Source organism: Bacillus sp. FSL W8-1202, from assembly GCF_038006165.1.
GTDB classification, from domain to species: Bacteria; Bacillota; Bacilli; order Bacillales; family Bacillaceae; genus Bacillus; species Bacillus subtilis.
Window position 1 is genome coordinate 76,886 of sequence record NZ_JBBOUR010000002.1, and the last position, 16,854, is coordinate 93,739.

Genomic DNA, 16,854 nt, shown 5'->3' on the forward strand with positions numbered 1-16,854 from the left:
GAAAGTAGGGAAGTAAATGATTCAAATCGATCCAAGAAGCTCAACACCCATTTACGAACAAATTATTCAGCAAATGAAAGAGCTTTGTTTGAAAGGGATCATGAAGCCTGGTGATAAGCTTCCTTCTGTCAGAGAATTGGCGACGATCATTATTGCGAATCCGAACACTGTCAGCAAAGCGTATAAAGAGCTTGAGCGAGAGGGGATTATTGAAACGCTGCGGGGCAGAGGGACCTATATATCGGAGAATGCAAAAACGACACTGGTTGAAGGGAAGATGACGATGATTAAAGAGCAACTCAAACAGCTCATCATCGATGCACACTATGCAGGGGTTGAGCTGGAAAAACTGCACGAATGGATAAAGGAAATCAGCGCTGATGTGAAGGGAGGCAAAAAAAATGATTGAACTGCGGCAGCTGTCAAAAGCGATTGACGGCAATCAAGTATTAAAAGATGTTTCATTAACAATCGAAAAAGGAGAAATCTTTGGATTGCTTGGACGCAACGGATCAGGGAAAACGACGATGCTTCGCTTAATCCAGCAAATCATTTTCGCTGACAGCGGAACGATTTTATTTGACGGCGTAGAAATCAAAAAGCACCCGAAGGTCAAACAAAATATCATCTACATGCCTGTTCAAAATCCTTTTTACGACAAGTATACATACAAGCAGCTTGTTGATATCCTGAGAAGAATATATCCGAAATTTGATGTCACGTACGCGAATGAACTGATGAACAGATACGAAATTCCAGAAACGAAAAAATACCGTGAGCTGTCGACAGGCTTGAAAAAACAGCTGTCGCTCGTTCTGTCGTTTGCGGCGAGACCGGCGCTGATCCTCCTTGATGAGCCGACGGATGGTATTGATGCGGTAACTAGACATGATGTGCTGCAGCTGATGGTCGATGAAGTGGCAGAGCGTGATACGAGTATCCTGATTACGTCTCACCGGCTTGAAGACATAGAGCGGATGTGCAACCGAATTGGCTTTCTTGAAGATAACAGGCTGACCAACGTCATGGATCTTGATGAATTAAAAGAAGAATACATCAAAATACAAATGGCGTTTGACACAGATGTCAATCTGGCCATCAGAGAGCAAAACATTCCGATGCTCGATCAGGCCGGCGTGTTTTACACAGTGCTGATTCCGAAAAGCGATGAGGAGAAAAAGAGCTTTTTGAGAGAGCTGAAGCCAAAAGTATGGAATGAGCTTCCTGTCAACCTGGAAGAAGTGTTCATTGCGAAGTTTGGAGGGAAGCGGAGATGGTAGACCGAGGTCTCCTCTATCGAGAGTGGAAACAGAATCAAGTGGTGATTTTGTTAAGTATCGTGTTTTTGGTGCTGGCAAATCCGCTCTCTATTGTGAATACGTATTTGTCTTATCAAGGATGTCTGGCTCATCAAGACCCGCAATATTGTGATTTTATTGTCAATTATAGAGTAAGCAATCTGATAGATATCAACTGGGTGCCGGGTGTCATTTTGGCGGTCAGCTTCATGGGAATGGAACGTTCGAAAGGCACGATGGATTTTATATTAAGCCTCCCGTATAACAGAAGCCAAATTTTTCAGACGAAATTTTGGTTAGGCGGTTTTGTGATTGTGCTGTCACAATTGATTGGCTTTTTACTTGCATGGCTGCTGATTCTTGTCTATAACCCTGAACACGTCTACTTTTTTGAGCACAGCAGCATTGGAGTAATTGTGATTAGTTTTATGGCTTATTGTTTGTTGATGGCTGCTGGTGCATTAACGGGGAGTGTTTTTGCCCAGTTATTAACGGCATTTGCTGCTGCGGTATTGCCATATTTAATTGTTGCATTGCCGGTTGGAAACTTTGAAGTTGTTTTTGGTGTGAATATATGGGAAATGTTCCCTTCCCCGGAGGTGTATTTCTCTCTGACGAGCAATTTATTATATCTTGTGCCCATTGGTTATGTTGCAAGTGACTGGCTTATCGATAGTAAATATATTTTAATGATTCCAGCTGCCATGAGCATTCTGTTTTACTTGATTGGTTTGATAAGCTTCAAAAAGCATCCCAGTGAACGAAACGGACACTTTTTCTTATGGAACAGATTAGACCGTCCAGTGCAAATTCTGGTTATCGCTTTTGGTATTCTTGGATTTGGTTTATTTGGATATTCTGCCGGACAATCGATGATTGGTTATATTTTAGGAATGATCATTGGGGCAGTTGTTGGATTCTTTGTGAGCTACTTCGCTATTAATAAGAAAATGAAACATTAAGGAGGGAAGTGGTGTGCCGGATTCCGGGCTGTTTTATAAAGAGTGGAAGCAAAATAAAGCTCTGCTAATCATGATTTTTTTGGTATTTATGCTTAGCAATCCTTTTACTGTTTTAAATACGTACATCTCATATCAAGGCTGCGTGGCTAATCAGAACGAGTGGGTCGGAACCTGCGTATTTACGATTAACTATTTAAACGGCACATTTATCTCATTGTTTTGGATTTGGGGAGTCGTTTTGGCGGTCAGCCAGCTTGGGATTGAACGTAGCAAGAGCTTCTTTGATTTTACTTTAAGCCTTCCTTATACACGAGGGCAGATATTTCATGCGAAGTTCCTTACTGGCGGAATGGTGATTGTGATACCGCAACTCATAGGTTATGTTTTATCTGTTTTGCTGATCATGCTTTTGAAGCCTGATCAGGCCGTTTATTTTCACAATTACAGCCTTGGAATGATCATCATCAGCATGCTGGCTTATTCGCTAGTTATGGCAGGAGGAGCTCTGACAGGAAATATTTTTGCCCAGCTTTTGGTCTCATTTACCGTGGCCATTTCGCCATTTTTGCTCATCAGCCTGCCTGCAATCAACCTGGAGATCCTTTTTGGCGGATCAATAGATTTTATCCATGGTCCAGTACCTAAATGGGTGCAGTATTTCATTCCGATAATTTATGTAGACTCGAAATGGGCTGAGAATTCACCATATTATTTAGTCATTCCGGCTATCATGACTATCATTTTTTACATTATCGGCTATATTAGCTTTGTCAAACTGTCTAATGAAAGAAACGGATATTTCTTCTTATGGAAGCCGCTTAACCGCCCGGTGCAGATCATCGTTATTATCATAGGAATCATGGGCTTCGGCTATTTTGGATTTACGGCAAGCGAGAGCTTTGCAGGTTATCTCATTGGCATGGGTACAGGTGCGGTAATCGGGTTCTTGATCAGTTATTTTGCGATTTATAAAAAAATGAAACTTTTGTAAGGGAGAGAGAACATATGATTGATGTTCAGCATATCGACCATTCTTTCACGATCGGAAAAAAGGGCCGTGAGAATGAAGTTCCAGTATTGAAGGATGTTTCATTACGTGTGGCGAAAGGTGAGATCGCCTGTATTGTCGGGCGAAGCGGCTCAGGGAAATCAACGCTTTTGAATTTGATTTCCGGCTACATATCGCCGACAAAAGGGCGGATTGTCATTAATGGCACTGATGTTACGGGGTTTAATGAAAAGGAATGGGCGCAATTTCGGCTTGACCATTTCGGGTTTATTTTTCAAAGCTTTCAGCTCATTCCGGGCTTAACAACGTATGAGAATGTGGAAATGCCGCTGGCGTTAAAAGGGATCAAGCCCTCTGAGCGGAAGCAAAAGGTGCAGGACATGCTGAAACGCGTCGGTCTGGAAAACCACGCCGCTCATTATCCGAATGAACTGTCAGGCGGCCAGCAGCAGCGTGTCAGTATTGCTCGAGCGTTGATTTTAAATCCTTCGATTATCTTAGCGGATGAGCCGACGGGAAGTCTTGATTCAGAAACGGAACATGAAGTGCTGGAATTGATCCAGCAGCTGAATCGTGAGCGTGGCATTACATTTGTGATCATTACTCACGATGATGAAGTCGCTTCTATCGGACATTCAAAATTTCAGCTTCATGATGGTGTGCTAAAAGGAGGAATTACCGTTGAGGTTTAAGGATCAGGTTCATTTTATCAGAAGAAATATGAAGAAAAACAGACTTCGCGTCTTTATGACGATTCTTGCGACAACAATGGCATGTGCGTTTTTGGTTGTGCTGTCGTCCGTTGGGTTTGGGATTCAAAAGACAATTACAGATATGACAATGAGCCAGCAGGTTGTAACGAAAGTCAGTGTAATGGGCAAGGAAGGAGACAAGCCTATTAAAAAAGCTGATTTAGAGAAGTATGATCACGTAAGGTCAGTTGTAGAAAGAACGCAAGTGTATGAACCAAACAAAGCTACTTTAGGCAATCGTACAAATGAAAGCTCAAATCTCATTTTTACTAATATGAATGATGAATTAAAGGCCAATATGGAATTGGAAAAGGGAAGAGTCGCAAAGTCGGAAAATGAAATCGTAGTAGGATACGACTTCGCAAAGAGATTATTAACGAAAAAAGAATCGGAAGATTATAACAAAAAAATCGAGGAAGCAAAAGGAAATCTAGAAGATATAAAAGAACCAAAGGGCTATACGAAAGATATTCTGAACAAAACAATAGAACTAAGTGTATCGAAGACAGATCCTAAAACAGGGGATGTTACAAAAACAAAAACATATGACTTTAAAATTGTCGGTATTACAAAAAAACCATCTCAAGACTGGATGGAGGACTCAAACATTTTTATCAGTGATCAATTCAAAAAAGATTTTTCGGAATTCTTAGATTTCAAAGACGGAAATGTTGAAACTAAGATTGGCGTTTTTGCTGATAAGTTTGAGAATGTGGAACAGCTGACAAATGATCTAACAGATGACGGGTACTATGTCACATCAGTGACTACCGAACTTGAGGGGGCTAACACCTTCTTCATGGTCTTCAAAATCGGACTGATCTTTGTCGGATGTATCGCAGTTATCATTTCAGCGATCGGCATTTTTAACACGATGACGATGGCGGTGACAGAGAGAACGCAAGAGATCGGCATTATGAAAGCGATTGGGGCGAGTCCGTCTATCATTCGCCGAATGTTCCTGATGGAAAGCGCGTATATCGGGATTTTAGGCTGTGTGATTGGAATTATCATTTCCTACGGCGTCAGCTACCTTGTCAACCTGGCCGTTCCGATGATTCTCGCGGCCACAAGCGGAGGCGATGCGGGCGACTTGAATTACACATTCTCCTACATCCCGGCGAGCCTTGTGATCATTGCCGTTGTGATTTGCGGAGGGGTCGCAGTCATTTCCGGAATGAACCCGGCGAGAAAAGCTACCAAAACCAACGTGCTGACAGCGTTGAGAAGAGAATTATAATGCGAACGAGCCGGCTGAGACAGCCGGCTTTTTCTATAGCGCATGCTGGCGTTTTGCTATACACTTGATAAAAAAGGAAAAAGTGCGGTGAATTGATTGTTTAAACTTTTGCTGATTGAAGATGATGAATCACTGTTTCATGAAATCAAGGATCGTTTAACGGGATGGTCCTATGATGTATACGGCATTCAGGATTTCAGTCAGGTGCTGCAGGAATTTGCGGCGGTTAATCCTGATTGTGTCATTATTGATGTACAGCTGCCTAAATTTGACGGTTTTCATTGGTGCCGGCTGATCCGCTCCCGGTCAAATGTTCCGATTCTCTTTTTATCCTCCCGGGATCATCCTGCTGATATGGTGATGTCCATGCAGCTCGGGGCAGATGACTTTATTCAAAAGCCATTTCATTTTGAAGTGCTGATCGCGAAAATCCAAGCGATGTTCCGGCGTGTGCACCATTATAATACGGAGCCGAATACGATTAAAACGTGGTGCGGCGCTGCTGTAGACGCGGAGCAGAACCTCGTCAGCAATGACAAAGGATCTGTTGAACTGACCAAAAATGAAATGTTCATTCTAAAACAATTAATAGAGCAAAAAAACAAGATCGTCAGCCGGGAAGAGCTGATCAGAAGCTTGTGGAACGATGAGCGTTTTGTTAGTGATAATACGCTGACCGTCAATGTCAATCGCCTGCGAAAAAAACTGGACGCCCTGCAGCTTGGCGCATATATCGAGACAAAGGTGGGCCAGGGCTACATCGCGAAGGAAGAGGACAAGTTTTATGATTAAAGCATTCCTTATCGAAAGGCGGAGCTGGATTGCCGCGTTTTTGTTTCAGCAGGCTTTGATGCTGTTCATTGCTTTTGTCGATCCTTCCATATCATTTGGGAATGTACTTTATATGGTGTATTTGTGCATCTTGTTTTTTATCATATTCCTTTGGTTCCGCTATCGGAAAGAAACAGCGTTTTATAAAAGCTTGAAAACATGGGAGAACAATCTCGATGTGACAGCCATAAATGAACCGGAAACGCCGTTTGAAGCAATGGTTGAAAGAAGCATTGCCGGGCAAACAGAACACTTGAAGCAGACCGCAGCACGGCATCGCTTAGCATTGGAAAATGAAAAAGATGAGCTGATGGCATGGATACATGAGGTCAAAACCCCATTAACAGCGATGCATTTAATCATTGATAGAATGGAAGAAAAAGCACTGAAATCCCAGCTGTCATATGAATGGCTGCGTATTCACCTGCTCCTTGATCAGCAGCTTCATCAAAAACGCATTTCATTTATTGAAAACGACCTGTCAGTAGAATTCATTCAGCTTCAGCCTTTGATCTTTAAAGAAATCAAAGATTTACAATCGTGGTGTATCCAAAAAGGGATCGGTTTTGACATACAGCTCGATGCCAAAGAAGTGCTGAGCGATGCAAAATGGCTGGCGTTTATCATCAGGCAGCTGCTGACAAACGCGGTGAAATACAGCGAAGCCTCTGAAATCGAGATCAAAAGCTTTCAAAAAGGGGAACAGACGCAGCTCCAAGTGAAAGACTGTGGCAGGGGCATTGATCCAAAAGATGTACCGCGTATTTTTGATAAAGGGTTTACATCCACAACGGATCACCATGATCAAGCGTCAACTGGCATGGGGCTGTACTTGGCAAAAAAAGCAGCGGCGCCGTTATTGATCCTTATTGATGTTGAGTCGGAGTTTGGTGCGGGGACAGTTTTTACATTAACCTTTCCAATACGGAATCAATTTGAACATGTCATAAGCGTGTGACGAAAATGTCACATGCTTTTCTTTTTTGTTCGCCGTATCGAAGGAAAAGCCCGGCATTCCTTTTTATAATGAGATTATCCAATATAAAGGAGACTGCGTAAATGGTGATTTTAGAAGCGAATAAAATTCGAAAAAGTTATGGAAACAAGCTGAATAAACAGGAAGTGCTGAAGGGCATCGATATTCACATTGAAAAGGGCGAATTCGTCAGTATTATGGGTGCTTCCGGGTCGGGAAAAACCACTTTGCTCAACGTTCTGTCCTCAATCGATCAGGTCAGTCACGGAACCATTCATATTAATGGAAATGACATGACGGCTATGAAGGAAAAGCAGCTGGCTGAATTTAGAAAACAGCATTTGGGCTTTATCTTTCAGGATTACAATTTGTTAGACACATTGACAGTGAAAGAGAATATCCTTCTGCCTTTATCGATCACGAAACTATCAAAAAAGGAAGCCAATCGCAAGTTTGAGGAAGTTGCAAAGGAACTGGGAATATATGAATTGCGGGATAAATACCCGAATGAAATTTCCGGCGGCCAGAAGCAGAGAACATCCGCCGGAAGAGCGTTTATTCATGACCCGAGCATTATTTTCGCTGATGAACCGACCGGCGCGCTCGATTCGAAATCGGCCTCCGATCTATTAAATAAGCTGAGCCAGCTCAATCAAAAACGCAACGCCACGATTATTATGGTTACCCATGATCCCGTCGCTGCCAGCTACTGCGGCAGAGTCATTTTTATTAAGGACGGGCAAATGTATACACAGCTGAATAAAGGGGGACAGGACAGGCAAACGTTTTTCCAGGATATTATGAAAACGCAAGGCGTGTTAGGCGGGGTGCAGCATGAACATTAATCAGCTCATCCTGCGAAATTTGAAAAAGAATCTCCGGAATTACTATTTGTATGTGTTTGCGCTCATCTTTAGCGTGGCGCTTTATTTCGCCTTTGTCACGCTGCAGTATGATCCAGCAATTAACGAAGTGAAGGCTTCAATCAAGGGAGCCGCGGCTATTAAAACCGCTTCGATTTTGCTTGTGGCTGTAGTGGCGATCTTCATTTTATATGCCAATACGATTTTTATTAAGAGACGGAGTAAAGAAATCGGGCTGTTTCAATTAATTGGAATGACGAAGCATAAAATTTTTCGCATCTTAAGTGCAGAAAATGTCATGCTGTATTTCGGTTCATTAGCGATCGGGGTAGCGGCCGGGTTTTCGATATCGAAGCTGGTCTTGATGATTCTGTTCAAAATAGTCGATGTCAAAGCGGATGCGAAACTGCATTTTTCTGAGCAGGCCTTGGTCCAAACGGTCATTGTGTTCTGCGGCATTTACCTTTTGATCATGATCATGAATTATATGTTTATCAAAAAACAGAGTATTTTATCTTTGTTTAAAGTAACGTCCTCCACTGAAGACAAAGTAAAGAAAATATCATTTTTCCAAATGCTGATCGGCGCTTTAGGCATCGTGTTGATTTTGACAGGATACTATGTGTCTTCTGAGCTGTTTGGCGGAAAATTTAAGACCATTAATGAACTGTTTGGTGCGATGAGCTTCATTCTGGGGAGCGTCATTATCGGGACGTTTTTGTTTTATAAAGGATCAGTTACGTTTATCTCGAATATCATTCGAAAAAGCAAGGGCGGCTACTTAAATATTTCTGAGGTTCTGTCACTGTCATCGATCATGTTCAGAATGAAATCGAATGCGCTGCTGCTGACGATTATTACAACCGTTTCAGCGCTCGCCATCGGGCTGTTATCTCTTGCTTACATCTCGTATTACTCGTCGGAAAAGACCGCTGAACAAAATGTAGCGGCTGATTTTTCATTCATGAATGAGAAAGATGCCAAGTTATTTGAAAACAGATTGAGGGAAAGCAACATCTCGTTTGTAAAAAAGGCAACACCTGTCCTGCAAGCAAATGTTGACATTGCAAATATTATGGATGGAACTCCGAAAGAGATGCAGGGCGATCCCGGCAATATGCAGCTTGCTGTTGTTAGCGACAAAGATGTAAAAGGAGTCGATGTGGCGGCTGGAGAAGCCGTTTTCTCAGGATACACCGACTTGCTGCAAAAAATAATGGTTTTCAAGGACTCTGGTGTTATTAAAGTAAAAAGCAAGCACGAGACGCAGCCATTAAAATATAAAGGATTAAGAGAAGAGTTTCTTGTATCCTACACGTTTACAAGCGGGGGCATGCCCGCTGTCATTGTGGATGACAGCCTGTTTAAACAGCTGGACAAGGATAAAGACCCCCGCATTCAGCTGGCGCAATCTACATTTATCGGCGTCAATGTGAAACATGACGATCAAATGGAAAAAGCAAATGAGCTTTTTCAACAGGTGAACAAGAAAAACGAGCATTTATCAAGACTGGATACAAGCGCTGCGCAAAAATCACTGTTTGGTATGGTGATGTTCATCGTCGGCTTCTTAGGGTTAACGTTCCTGATTACATCAGGTTGTATCCTTTATTTTAAACAAATGGGTGAAAGTGAAGATGAAAAACCGAGCTATACAATTTTAAGAAAACTCGGCTTTACGCAGGGCGACCTGATAAAGGGGATACGCATCAAACAAATGTACAACTTCGGCATTCCGCTCGTTGTCGGCCTCTTCCACAGTTACTTTGCCGTCCAATCCGGCTGGTTCTTATTCGGATCAGAGGTATGGGCGCCTATGATTATGGTGATGGTGTTATATACTGCGCTCTACTCCATTTTTGGTTTTCTGTCAGTTCTTTATTATAAGAAGGTCATTAAATCGTCGTTGTGAAACAGAAAAAGCTCCAGACATTCTGGAGCTTTTTGTTTATCGTTTTGGCGCCCGATAACCGGCGGCTTCAGCTTCTTCAACTGAGCAAAACATTTCAGCCGGATCGGTTGTCCGGTCGTAGTATGTACTGCCTGGCGTGTGGTAGATGCCGTTTTTGCTTCCTTTGATATTACAGCCTTCTGCTTTGTCAGCTGTTTTGGTTTCATCACTTTTACTCGTATTGTTTGAAGAACTTCCAGTGTCTTCATGAGAACTGGCGGTTTGGCTTTCCGTCTCTTTTAATTGATTTTCAAGCTTTGTTTTATCTTGTCGGAGTGTTTCATTTTCAGCCTTTGCCGTTTTTGCATCTTCTTTGAGCTGCTTTTGATTTTCTTGAAGCTCTTTAATCTCAGCTTTTAATGATTTCTGAGTCTTTTTTAGATCGCTATTTTCGTTTTTAAGCTTCTCAAGCTTGTCTTGATCTTCTTTGTTGTCTTTTAATTTCTTTGCTTCAGAGCTGACAGATTTATATTCTTTCTCAAGTTCTTCATGCTCTTTTGTGAGGTTTTTATATTCGGCGTTTAGCGCTGAATATTTTTTCTCGGCATTTGCTGCGGCAGTGTCAGGTTCTGCCAATGCTGCCCCGGTAAAGAGCAGGACAAGGCCTCCAATGAAAAGCGGCCAAAAAAGTCTCTTGGAGAAACGTTTTTCCTTTTTCAGTACATATTTGACAAGGTGATATAATCCATAGCCCAGTGAAATGAGACATGCCAGAAAACCTAAGAATGCTAATACCATTTCCATAATATGACCCCTTTTTCTATTTATTTTACATTTTTCAAACAATATTTGTTAGATTTTTTCACGCTCATCAGTTGAAAAATGTGAGAGAGACAGATAGAATGAATGTGCTATGATAACTGGATTCGTACGGAGCCGTTTTAGGTTTCGTTTTTTTCATGAGCTTTTTTAGGTAAGAAAGGGGGATGAGTATGCCGCGTGCTCTTAAAATTTTAGTCATTGGAATGTTTATCAATGTGACGGGTGCTTCTTTTTTATGGCCGCTGAATACGATTTATATCCATAATCATTTAGGAAAGTCGTTAACAGTAGCCGGACTTGTCCTGATGCTGAATTCCGGCGCCAGTGTGGCTGGTAATTTATGCGGAGGTTTTTTGTTTGATAAAATCGGCGGTTTTAAATCGATTATGCTTGGGATAGCCATTACGTTAGCAAGCCTGATGGGTCTTGTCTTTTTTCATGATTGGCCAGCCTATATTGTGCTGCTGACGATTGTGGGCTTTGGCTCCGGTGTTGTTTTTCCGGCCAGCTACGCAATGGCGGGATCGGTATGGCCTGAAGGGGGAAGGAAGGCATTTAATGCGATATATGTCGCGCAAAATGCGGGCGTGGCCGTCGGTTCAGCGCTTGGCGGTATCGTGGCATCTTTCTCGTTTTCATATGTATTTTTGGCAAATGCCGCGCTGTATCTGGTCTTTTTCTTTATTGTATATTTCGGATTTCGAAATATTCAGACGGGAGATGCGTCCCAAACGTCTGTGCTTGATTATGATGCTGTGAACAGCAAAGCAAAATTTGCCGCACTGATCATTTTAAGCGGAGGCTATGTACTGGGATGGCTGGCTTATTCTCAATGGTCAACCACAATTGCTTCGTACACACAAAGCATTGGAATATCTCTTTCCTTATACAGTGTGCTGTGGACGGTTAACGGAATTCTCATTGTGCTCGGCCAGCCGCTCGTCAGTTTTGTGGTGAAAAAATGGGCCGAGTCGTTAAAAGCGCAAATGGTCATCGGCTTTATCATTTTTATTGTGTCTTTCAGCATGCTGCTGACTGCAAAGCAATTTCCGATGTTTCTCGCTGCGATGGTGATCCTGACTATCGGAGAAATGCTTGTTTGGCCTGCTGTGCCGACTATTGCCAATCAGCTTGCCCCTAAAGGGAAAGAAGGCTTTTATCAAGGCTTTGTCAACAGTGCGGCGACAGGCGGCAGAATGATTGGTCCCCTGTTCGGAGGAGTGCTTGTCGATCATTACGGCATTAAGGCTCTTGTTTTATCTCTGTTGGTATTGCTGCTGATCAGTATTGCCACAACGCTTCTATATGACAAACGGCTAAAATCAGCTAAAGAAACAAATAAGCAGGCATCAATCTCTTCATAATAAAAGATCCCGCCGGGTGAGCGGGATCTTTTTACATAATCGGAAGCACTTTGACGGCATCCTTTACATTTGAATATGTTTTCAGCGACGAAAAATTGGCATCCAGTTTATTCATTTTCATAGCCAATTCAGGTTTAATGCCGGTAATGATTAACTCAGTTCCGGTCAATTTCAGCAAATGGCTCAGCTTGAAAATTTGGTCGGCCGTTTGTTCGTTCACTTGGGCCAATCCGGATAAATCAATGATCAAATAATCATCTTTGGATGTTGATAAGATATTCGTCAATGTGCAAACGATGGAATTAAATCGCTCCTCTGTCAGGTTTCCGACTAGCGGAAGAGCCGAAATGCCATTGCGAATCGGGACAATAGGAGTTGAAAGTGCAGTAATTTCCGTGAGGGAATCCTCGAGAAGCTTTTCATATTCTTTTTGCTTGGTGATATCATTCTGAATTCCGACAAAATACGTTTTATCCTCTATTTCCATTGGATCAATATTTAATTCATTCCAGAACATCGTTCCGTCTTTTTTGTAGTTTTGGATCTGAACGGTGACCGGTTCTTTATTTTGTAAAGCGGTTCTGATGTTGTCCACTTCTGCAGGATCTGTGTGTTTCCCCTGTAAGAAGCGGCAGTTCTTTCCTAAAATTTCCTCGGTCTCGTAGCCGGTCATTTGAACAAAGCCTTGATTTACGTAGACAATAGGATTATCTTCAAGTGCGGGATCTGTAATTACCACACCGACTCGCACGTGATCAAGCGCTTTTTTGATGACTTCCAACTGTCCTGGTATCCCAAATGATTGAAAACTAGCCATATAAATCCCCCTTAGGCCGTCAGCTTGCTATGCGAAAGCCTGATATTCCCCTTTTTTAAAATGAATTCTACAGTAACCGTAGCACAACACATGTTCTGATTCAAGCAAGTGCAGTTTGTTGTTTGTCATTAGGGCTTGTCCTCGTATACACTAAAAATAAGAACAGAATTTGAACATATGAACGGAAAGGTTTTCTACATGCTAAATAGGTGACTAGGTCAATGTCACTGGGTGAAAAATGAATCCAATGCATCAAGCTTACCGATCATGTGTTCACATATAATGGAAGAAACAAGCTTTTTACAGATTTGCCGGTATGTAGATATCGAAAATCATCGGAATCGTTTAAGGGGGCTGGATGGCCTGAAGTCGCTTTACGAAATAAGGGCTTTAGGAAGGTGATGATGAAGATGCTGCATCAGGTACTCATTGCTTGTGTAATTGGAGGAATCATGGGGATTCTCGGTCATGTGAAAAAGAGAGGCAGGCTGGAGAAGCCCAGAATGACGAAGCGGTTTATCTACCTTGGATTTTTGGAAGATTGGTTTATCGGCATGACGGCTTCCATTTTACTTGTATTATCCGCTGACCCCGATTCAGGAATTCAACTTGTCATCTTATCCATTATCTCAGGCTACGGCGGTGAAGCTGTTCTCAGAAGTTTTGACTTTGTGAGAGAACTGAACAGCGGCGGCGAACCGGCCGAGTCCAAACGTCAAACCAAAACTCCACCCGAATAATTGTCCTCAATCTCCGCCCGTTCAGGGTACATTCCCATTGTATACAAACCTGCTTGCACTTATGAACAGAATTCTATAAAATACAGTTAGATTACGGTTGCGATAAGAACAATGAAGAGGAGCAGTAAGAAACAGATATTGTTGCAGAGAGTTGACGGCTGGTGAAAGTCAATCAAGTTTGTTTCCGAACTCACCTCAGAGTTGCAGCGGTGAAAAGCCGCTGACGCATAACTGCGTTAAAAGTATCAAGTGAGTGCGGCGTATGCCGCGCTAACGAGGGTGGTACCGCGGGAAAACGAAAGTCTCTCGTCCCTTTTAGGGATGAGGGAGTTTTTTTTAGTTTGGGAATATTCTGAATAATCCTCTCCTTCCCGTCAATACTTGAACCATACACGCCGTATTCAATCAGAAGGAGGTTTTTACTTTGAGTTTTCAGCACAAAGAGATAGAAAAGAAATGGCAAACATATTGGCTTGAAAACAAAACATTTGCCACTCTTGATAATAATGAAAAACAAAAATTCTACGCGCTGGACATGTTTCCTTACCCGTCTGGAGCTGGGTTGCACGTCGGCCATCCTGAAGGATACACAGCTACGGATATTCTGTCCCGCATGAAGCGCATGCAGGGCTATGATGTCCTTCATCCAATGGGCTGGGACGCATTCGGCCTGCCAGCTGAACAGTACGCGCTTGACACAGGGAACGACCCCGCTGTGTTTACGAAGCAGAATATTGATAACTTCCGCCGCCAAATTCAAGCGCTTGGCTTCTCATATGACTGGGATCGCGAAATCAATACGACTGACCCTGAATACTATAAATGGACGCAATGGATTTTCTTAAAGCTATACGAAAAAGGCCTTGCTTACGTTGACGAAGTGCCTGTAAACTGGTGCCCTGCGCTCGGTACTGTTCTTGCCAACGAAGAAGTCATTGACGGCAAGAGCGAACGCGGCGGCCATCCGGTAGAGAGACGCCCAATGAAGCAGTGGATGCTGAAAATCACCGCTTATGCGGACAGGCTCCTTGAGGACTTGGAAGAGCTTGATTGGCCGGAAAGCATTAAAGATATGCAGCGCAACTGGATCGGCCGTTCGGAAGGCGCTCACGTTCATTTTGCTATAGATGGACATGATGATTCCTTTACAGTGTTTACAACAAGACCAGATACGCTGTTTGGCGCTACATACACTGTCCTTGCCCCGGAACACGCATTGGTGGAAAACATCACAACGGCAGAGCAAAAAGAAGCTGTTGAAGCTTATATCAAAGAAATTCAATCAAAGAGTGACCTAGAACGCACAGATCTTGCGAAAACAAAGACAGGCGTATTCACAGGAGCGTATGCGATCAATCCTGTAAACGGAGAAAAACTGCCGATTTGGATTGCGGATTATGTTCTTGCATCATACGGAACAGGTGCTGTCATGGCAGTTCCTGGACACGATGAGCGTGATTTTGAATTCGCCAAAACATTCGGCCTTCCGGTGAAGGAAGTCGTAAAAGGCGGGAACGTTGAGGAAGCAGCCTATACTGGCGACGGCGAGCACGTGAACTCTGATTTCCTGAACGGCCTTCACAAACAGGAAGCGATTGAAAAAGTGATCGCTTGGCTGGAAGAAACGAAAAACGGTGAGAAGAAAGTGACATACCGTCTTCGTGACTGGCTCTTCAGCCGCCAGCGTTATTGGGGCGAGCCGATTCCGGTCATTCATTGGGAAGACGGAACGTCAACAGCTGTCCCGGAAGAGGAGCTGCCGCTGATTTTGCCAAAAACGGATGAAATCAAACCGAGCGGAACGGGCGAATCACCGCTTGCGAACATTAAAGAGTGGGTGGAAGTCATAGACCCTGAGACAGGGAAAAAAGGAAGAAGAGAAACGAATACAATGCCGCAATGGGCGGGAAGCTGCTGGTATTTCTTGCGCTATATTGATCCGCACAATCCGGATCAGCTGGCATCACCAGAAAAATTGGAAAAATGGCTTCCGGTCGATATGTATATCGGCGGTGCAGAACATGCCGTGCTTCACCTTCTGTATGCCCGCTTCTGGCATAAGTTCCTTTATGATATCGGCGTAGTGCCGACGAAAGAACCGTTCCAAAAGCTGTACAACCAAGGAATGATTCTCGGCGAAAACAACGAAAAAATGAGTAAATCTAAAGGGAACGTTGTCAATCCTGACGAAATCGTGGCTTCTCACGGTGCTGATACGCTGAGATTGTACGAAATGTTCATGGGACCTCTTGATGCTTCAATCGCCTGGTCTGAATCAGGATTAGACGGTGCGCGCCGTTTCCTTGACCGTGTATGGCGCCTATTTATTGAAGACAGCGGTGAGCTTAATGGCAAAATCGTTGAAGGCGCGGGTGAAACATTGGAGCGCGTCTATCATGAAACGGTCATGAAAGTCACAGACCATTATGAAGGCCTTCGTTTCAACACGGGTATTTCCCAGCTGATGGTCTTTATTAATGAAGCTTATAAAGCAACAGAACTTCCGAAAGAATATATGGAAGGCTTCGTGAAGCTTCTTTCTCCTATCGCGCCACACTTAGCGGAAGAGCTTTGGGAGAAGCTTGGCCATTCCGGCACAATTGCCTACGAAGCTTGGCCTGTATATGATGAAACAAAACTTGTGGATGATGAAGTTGAAATCGTTGTTCAGCTGAACGGAAAAGTAAAAGCGAAATTACAGGTTCCTGCCGATGCAACGAAAGAACAGCTGGAACAGCTTGCTCAAGCAGATGAAAAGGTCAAAGAGCAGCTTGAAGGCAAAACGATTCGGAAAATCATCGCGGTGCCTGGGAAGCTTGTCAATATTGTGGCAAACTAAGCCTAGAAAAAATCCCCTTTGCCAAAAGGGGATTTTTTTCATCCGTCTCAGAATAGCAATCGTTCAGCTGACTTTGATATACTGAACATGATCACTGTGAATAGGAGTGTTTTCTTTGGAAATAAAAGAAATCAGCACAGCCGCTTTGAAAGAAAAAATTGAGGCGGACGAAGAATTATATTTAATTGATGTCAGAGAAGATGAAGAGGTAGCGGAAGGCATGATCCCGCAAGCCGTTCATATTCGCATGGGGGATATTCCTGAAAAAATGGAAACCCTTGATAAAGACAAAGAGTACGTATTTATCTGCCGCTCAGGAATGCGCAGCATGAACGTCTGCAAGTACCTGGATGAGCAAGGCTTTAAAACAGTCAATGTTGAAGGCGGCATGATGGCCTGGGAAGGCGAAACAAAACCAAAAAACTAGGGGAGAGCGGGACTGACCCCCGT

General features: G+C 43.2%; 16 protein-coding genes and 1 other annotated feature. Of the genes, 14 read left to right on the forward strand and 2 right to left on the reverse strand.

The window, feature by feature from the left end:
• Window positions 1–16 precede the first annotated feature (16 nt).
• The 10 genes from ytrA (at window position 17) to bceB (ending at window position 9,843) form a co-directional block, all read left to right on the forward strand.
• Window positions 17–409, forward strand: coding sequence for a GntR family transcriptional regulator YtrA (gene ytrA / locus NSQ09_RS20465; RefSeq protein ID WP_003229121.1), 393 nt, complete (start codon window positions 17–19; stop codon window positions 407–409).
• Window positions 402–1,280: an ABC transporter ATP-binding protein YtrB gene (gene ytrB / locus NSQ09_RS20470; RefSeq protein WP_003229123.1), complete on the forward strand. Its 879-nt coding sequence runs from the start codon at window positions 402–404 to the stop codon at window positions 1,278–1,280. The genes ytrA and ytrB overlap by 8 nt, the downstream gene beginning before the upstream one ends.
• A complete protein-coding gene (gene ytrC / locus NSQ09_RS20475) occupies window positions 1,274–2,260 on the forward strand; it encodes an ABC transporter permease YtrC (RefSeq protein ID WP_341032590.1) in 987 nt (328 codons plus the stop codon). The genes ytrB and ytrC overlap by 7 nt, the downstream gene beginning before the upstream one ends.
• 13 nt (window positions 2,261–2,273) lie before the next feature.
• Complete coding sequence (ytrD, locus tag NSQ09_RS20480) at window positions 2,274–3,251, forward strand: ABC transporter permease YtrD (protein WP_041337712.1); 978 nt, start codon at window positions 2,274–2,276, stop codon at window positions 3,249–3,251.
• A 14-nt stretch (window positions 3,252–3,265) separates the two neighbouring features.
• The gene (gene ytrE / locus NSQ09_RS20485; protein ID WP_014477726.1) at window positions 3,266–3,961 is read left to right on the forward strand and encodes an ABC transporter ATP-binding protein YtrE; all 696 of its coding nucleotides are present in this window, start codon (window positions 3,266–3,268) and stop codon (window positions 3,959–3,961) included.
• Window positions 3,951–5,261 (forward strand): ABC transporter permease YtrF, encoded by a 1,311-nt coding sequence (ytrF, locus tag NSQ09_RS20490; RefSeq protein WP_041337710.1) that lies wholly within the window; start codon window positions 3,951–3,953, stop codon window positions 5,259–5,261. Before ytrE ends, ytrF begins: the two co-directional genes overlap by 11 nt.
• 96 nt (window positions 5,262–5,357) lie before the next feature.
• Window positions 5,358–6,053, forward strand: a complete 696-nt coding sequence (bceR, locus tag NSQ09_RS20495) for a two-component response regulator BceR (RefSeq protein WP_017695455.1) — start codon at window positions 5,358–5,360, stop codon at window positions 6,051–6,053.
• Complete coding sequence (gene bceS, locus NSQ09_RS20500) at window positions 6,046–7,050, forward strand: two-component sensor histidine kinase BceS (protein WP_015384427.1); 1,005 nt, start codon at window positions 6,046–6,048, stop codon at window positions 7,048–7,050. The genes bceR and bceS overlap by 8 nt, the downstream gene beginning before the upstream one ends.
• A 101-nt stretch (window positions 7,051–7,151) precedes the next feature.
• Window positions 7,152–7,913 (forward strand): bacitracin ABC transporter ATP-binding protein BceA, encoded by a 762-nt coding sequence (gene bceA / locus NSQ09_RS20505; RefSeq protein ID WP_003229137.1) that lies wholly within the window; start codon window positions 7,152–7,154, stop codon window positions 7,911–7,913.
• Window positions 7,903–9,843, forward strand: a complete 1,941-nt coding sequence (gene bceB / locus NSQ09_RS20510; protein ID WP_341032592.1) for a bacitracin ABC transporter permease BceB — start codon at window positions 7,903–7,905, stop codon at window positions 9,841–9,843. The genes bceA and bceB overlap by 11 nt, the downstream gene beginning before the upstream one ends.
• Before the next feature lie 36 nt (window positions 9,844–9,879).
• On the opposite strand, the gene NSQ09_RS20515 is transcribed toward bceB, so the two are convergent.
• A complete protein-coding gene (locus NSQ09_RS20515) occupies window positions 9,880–10,626 on the reverse strand; it encodes an LMBR1 domain-containing protein (protein ID WP_017695457.1) in 747 nt (248 codons plus the stop codon).
• Window positions 10,627–10,814: 188 nt separating this feature from the next.
• Between NSQ09_RS20515 and NSQ09_RS20520 the strand changes: the two genes are divergently transcribed.
• Window positions 10,815–12,008, forward strand: coding sequence for an MDR family MFS transporter (locus tag NSQ09_RS20520; protein WP_017695458.1), 1,194 nt, complete (start codon window positions 10,815–10,817; stop codon window positions 12,006–12,008).
• A 31-nt stretch (window positions 12,009–12,039) separates the two neighbouring features.
• Here the strand turns inward: NSQ09_RS20520 and NSQ09_RS20525 are convergent, their stop codons facing one another.
• Window positions 12,040–12,825: a blue-light photoreceptor gene (locus tag NSQ09_RS20525; protein WP_004399022.1), complete on the reverse strand. Its 786-nt coding sequence runs from the start codon at window positions 12,823–12,825 to the stop codon at window positions 12,040–12,042.
• Between the two features lie 404 nt (window positions 12,826–13,229).
• Here NSQ09_RS20525 and NSQ09_RS20530 point away from each other — a divergent pair, with 404 nt between their 5' ends.
• The 3 genes from NSQ09_RS20530 (at window position 13,230) to NSQ09_RS20540 (ending at window position 16,831) form a co-directional block, all read left to right on the forward strand.
• A complete protein-coding gene (locus NSQ09_RS20530; RefSeq protein ID WP_003246114.1) occupies window positions 13,230–13,565 on the forward strand; it encodes a DUF4257 domain-containing protein in 336 nt (111 codons plus the stop codon).
• Between the two features lie 102 nt (window positions 13,566–13,667).
• Window positions 13,668–13,882: a binding site (T-box leader), on the forward strand.
• Window positions 13,883–13,989: 107 nt separating this feature from the next.
• Window positions 13,990–16,404 (forward strand): leucine--tRNA ligase, encoded by a 2,415-nt coding sequence (leuS, locus tag NSQ09_RS20535; protein ID WP_121591072.1) that lies wholly within the window; start codon window positions 13,990–13,992, stop codon window positions 16,402–16,404.
• Between the two features lie 115 nt (window positions 16,405–16,519).
• On the forward strand, window positions 16,520–16,831 hold the full coding sequence (locus NSQ09_RS20540; protein ID WP_004398993.1) for a rhodanese-like domain-containing protein: 312 nt from the start codon (window positions 16,520–16,522) through the stop codon (window positions 16,829–16,831).
• Window positions 16,832–16,854 lie beyond the last annotated feature (23 nt).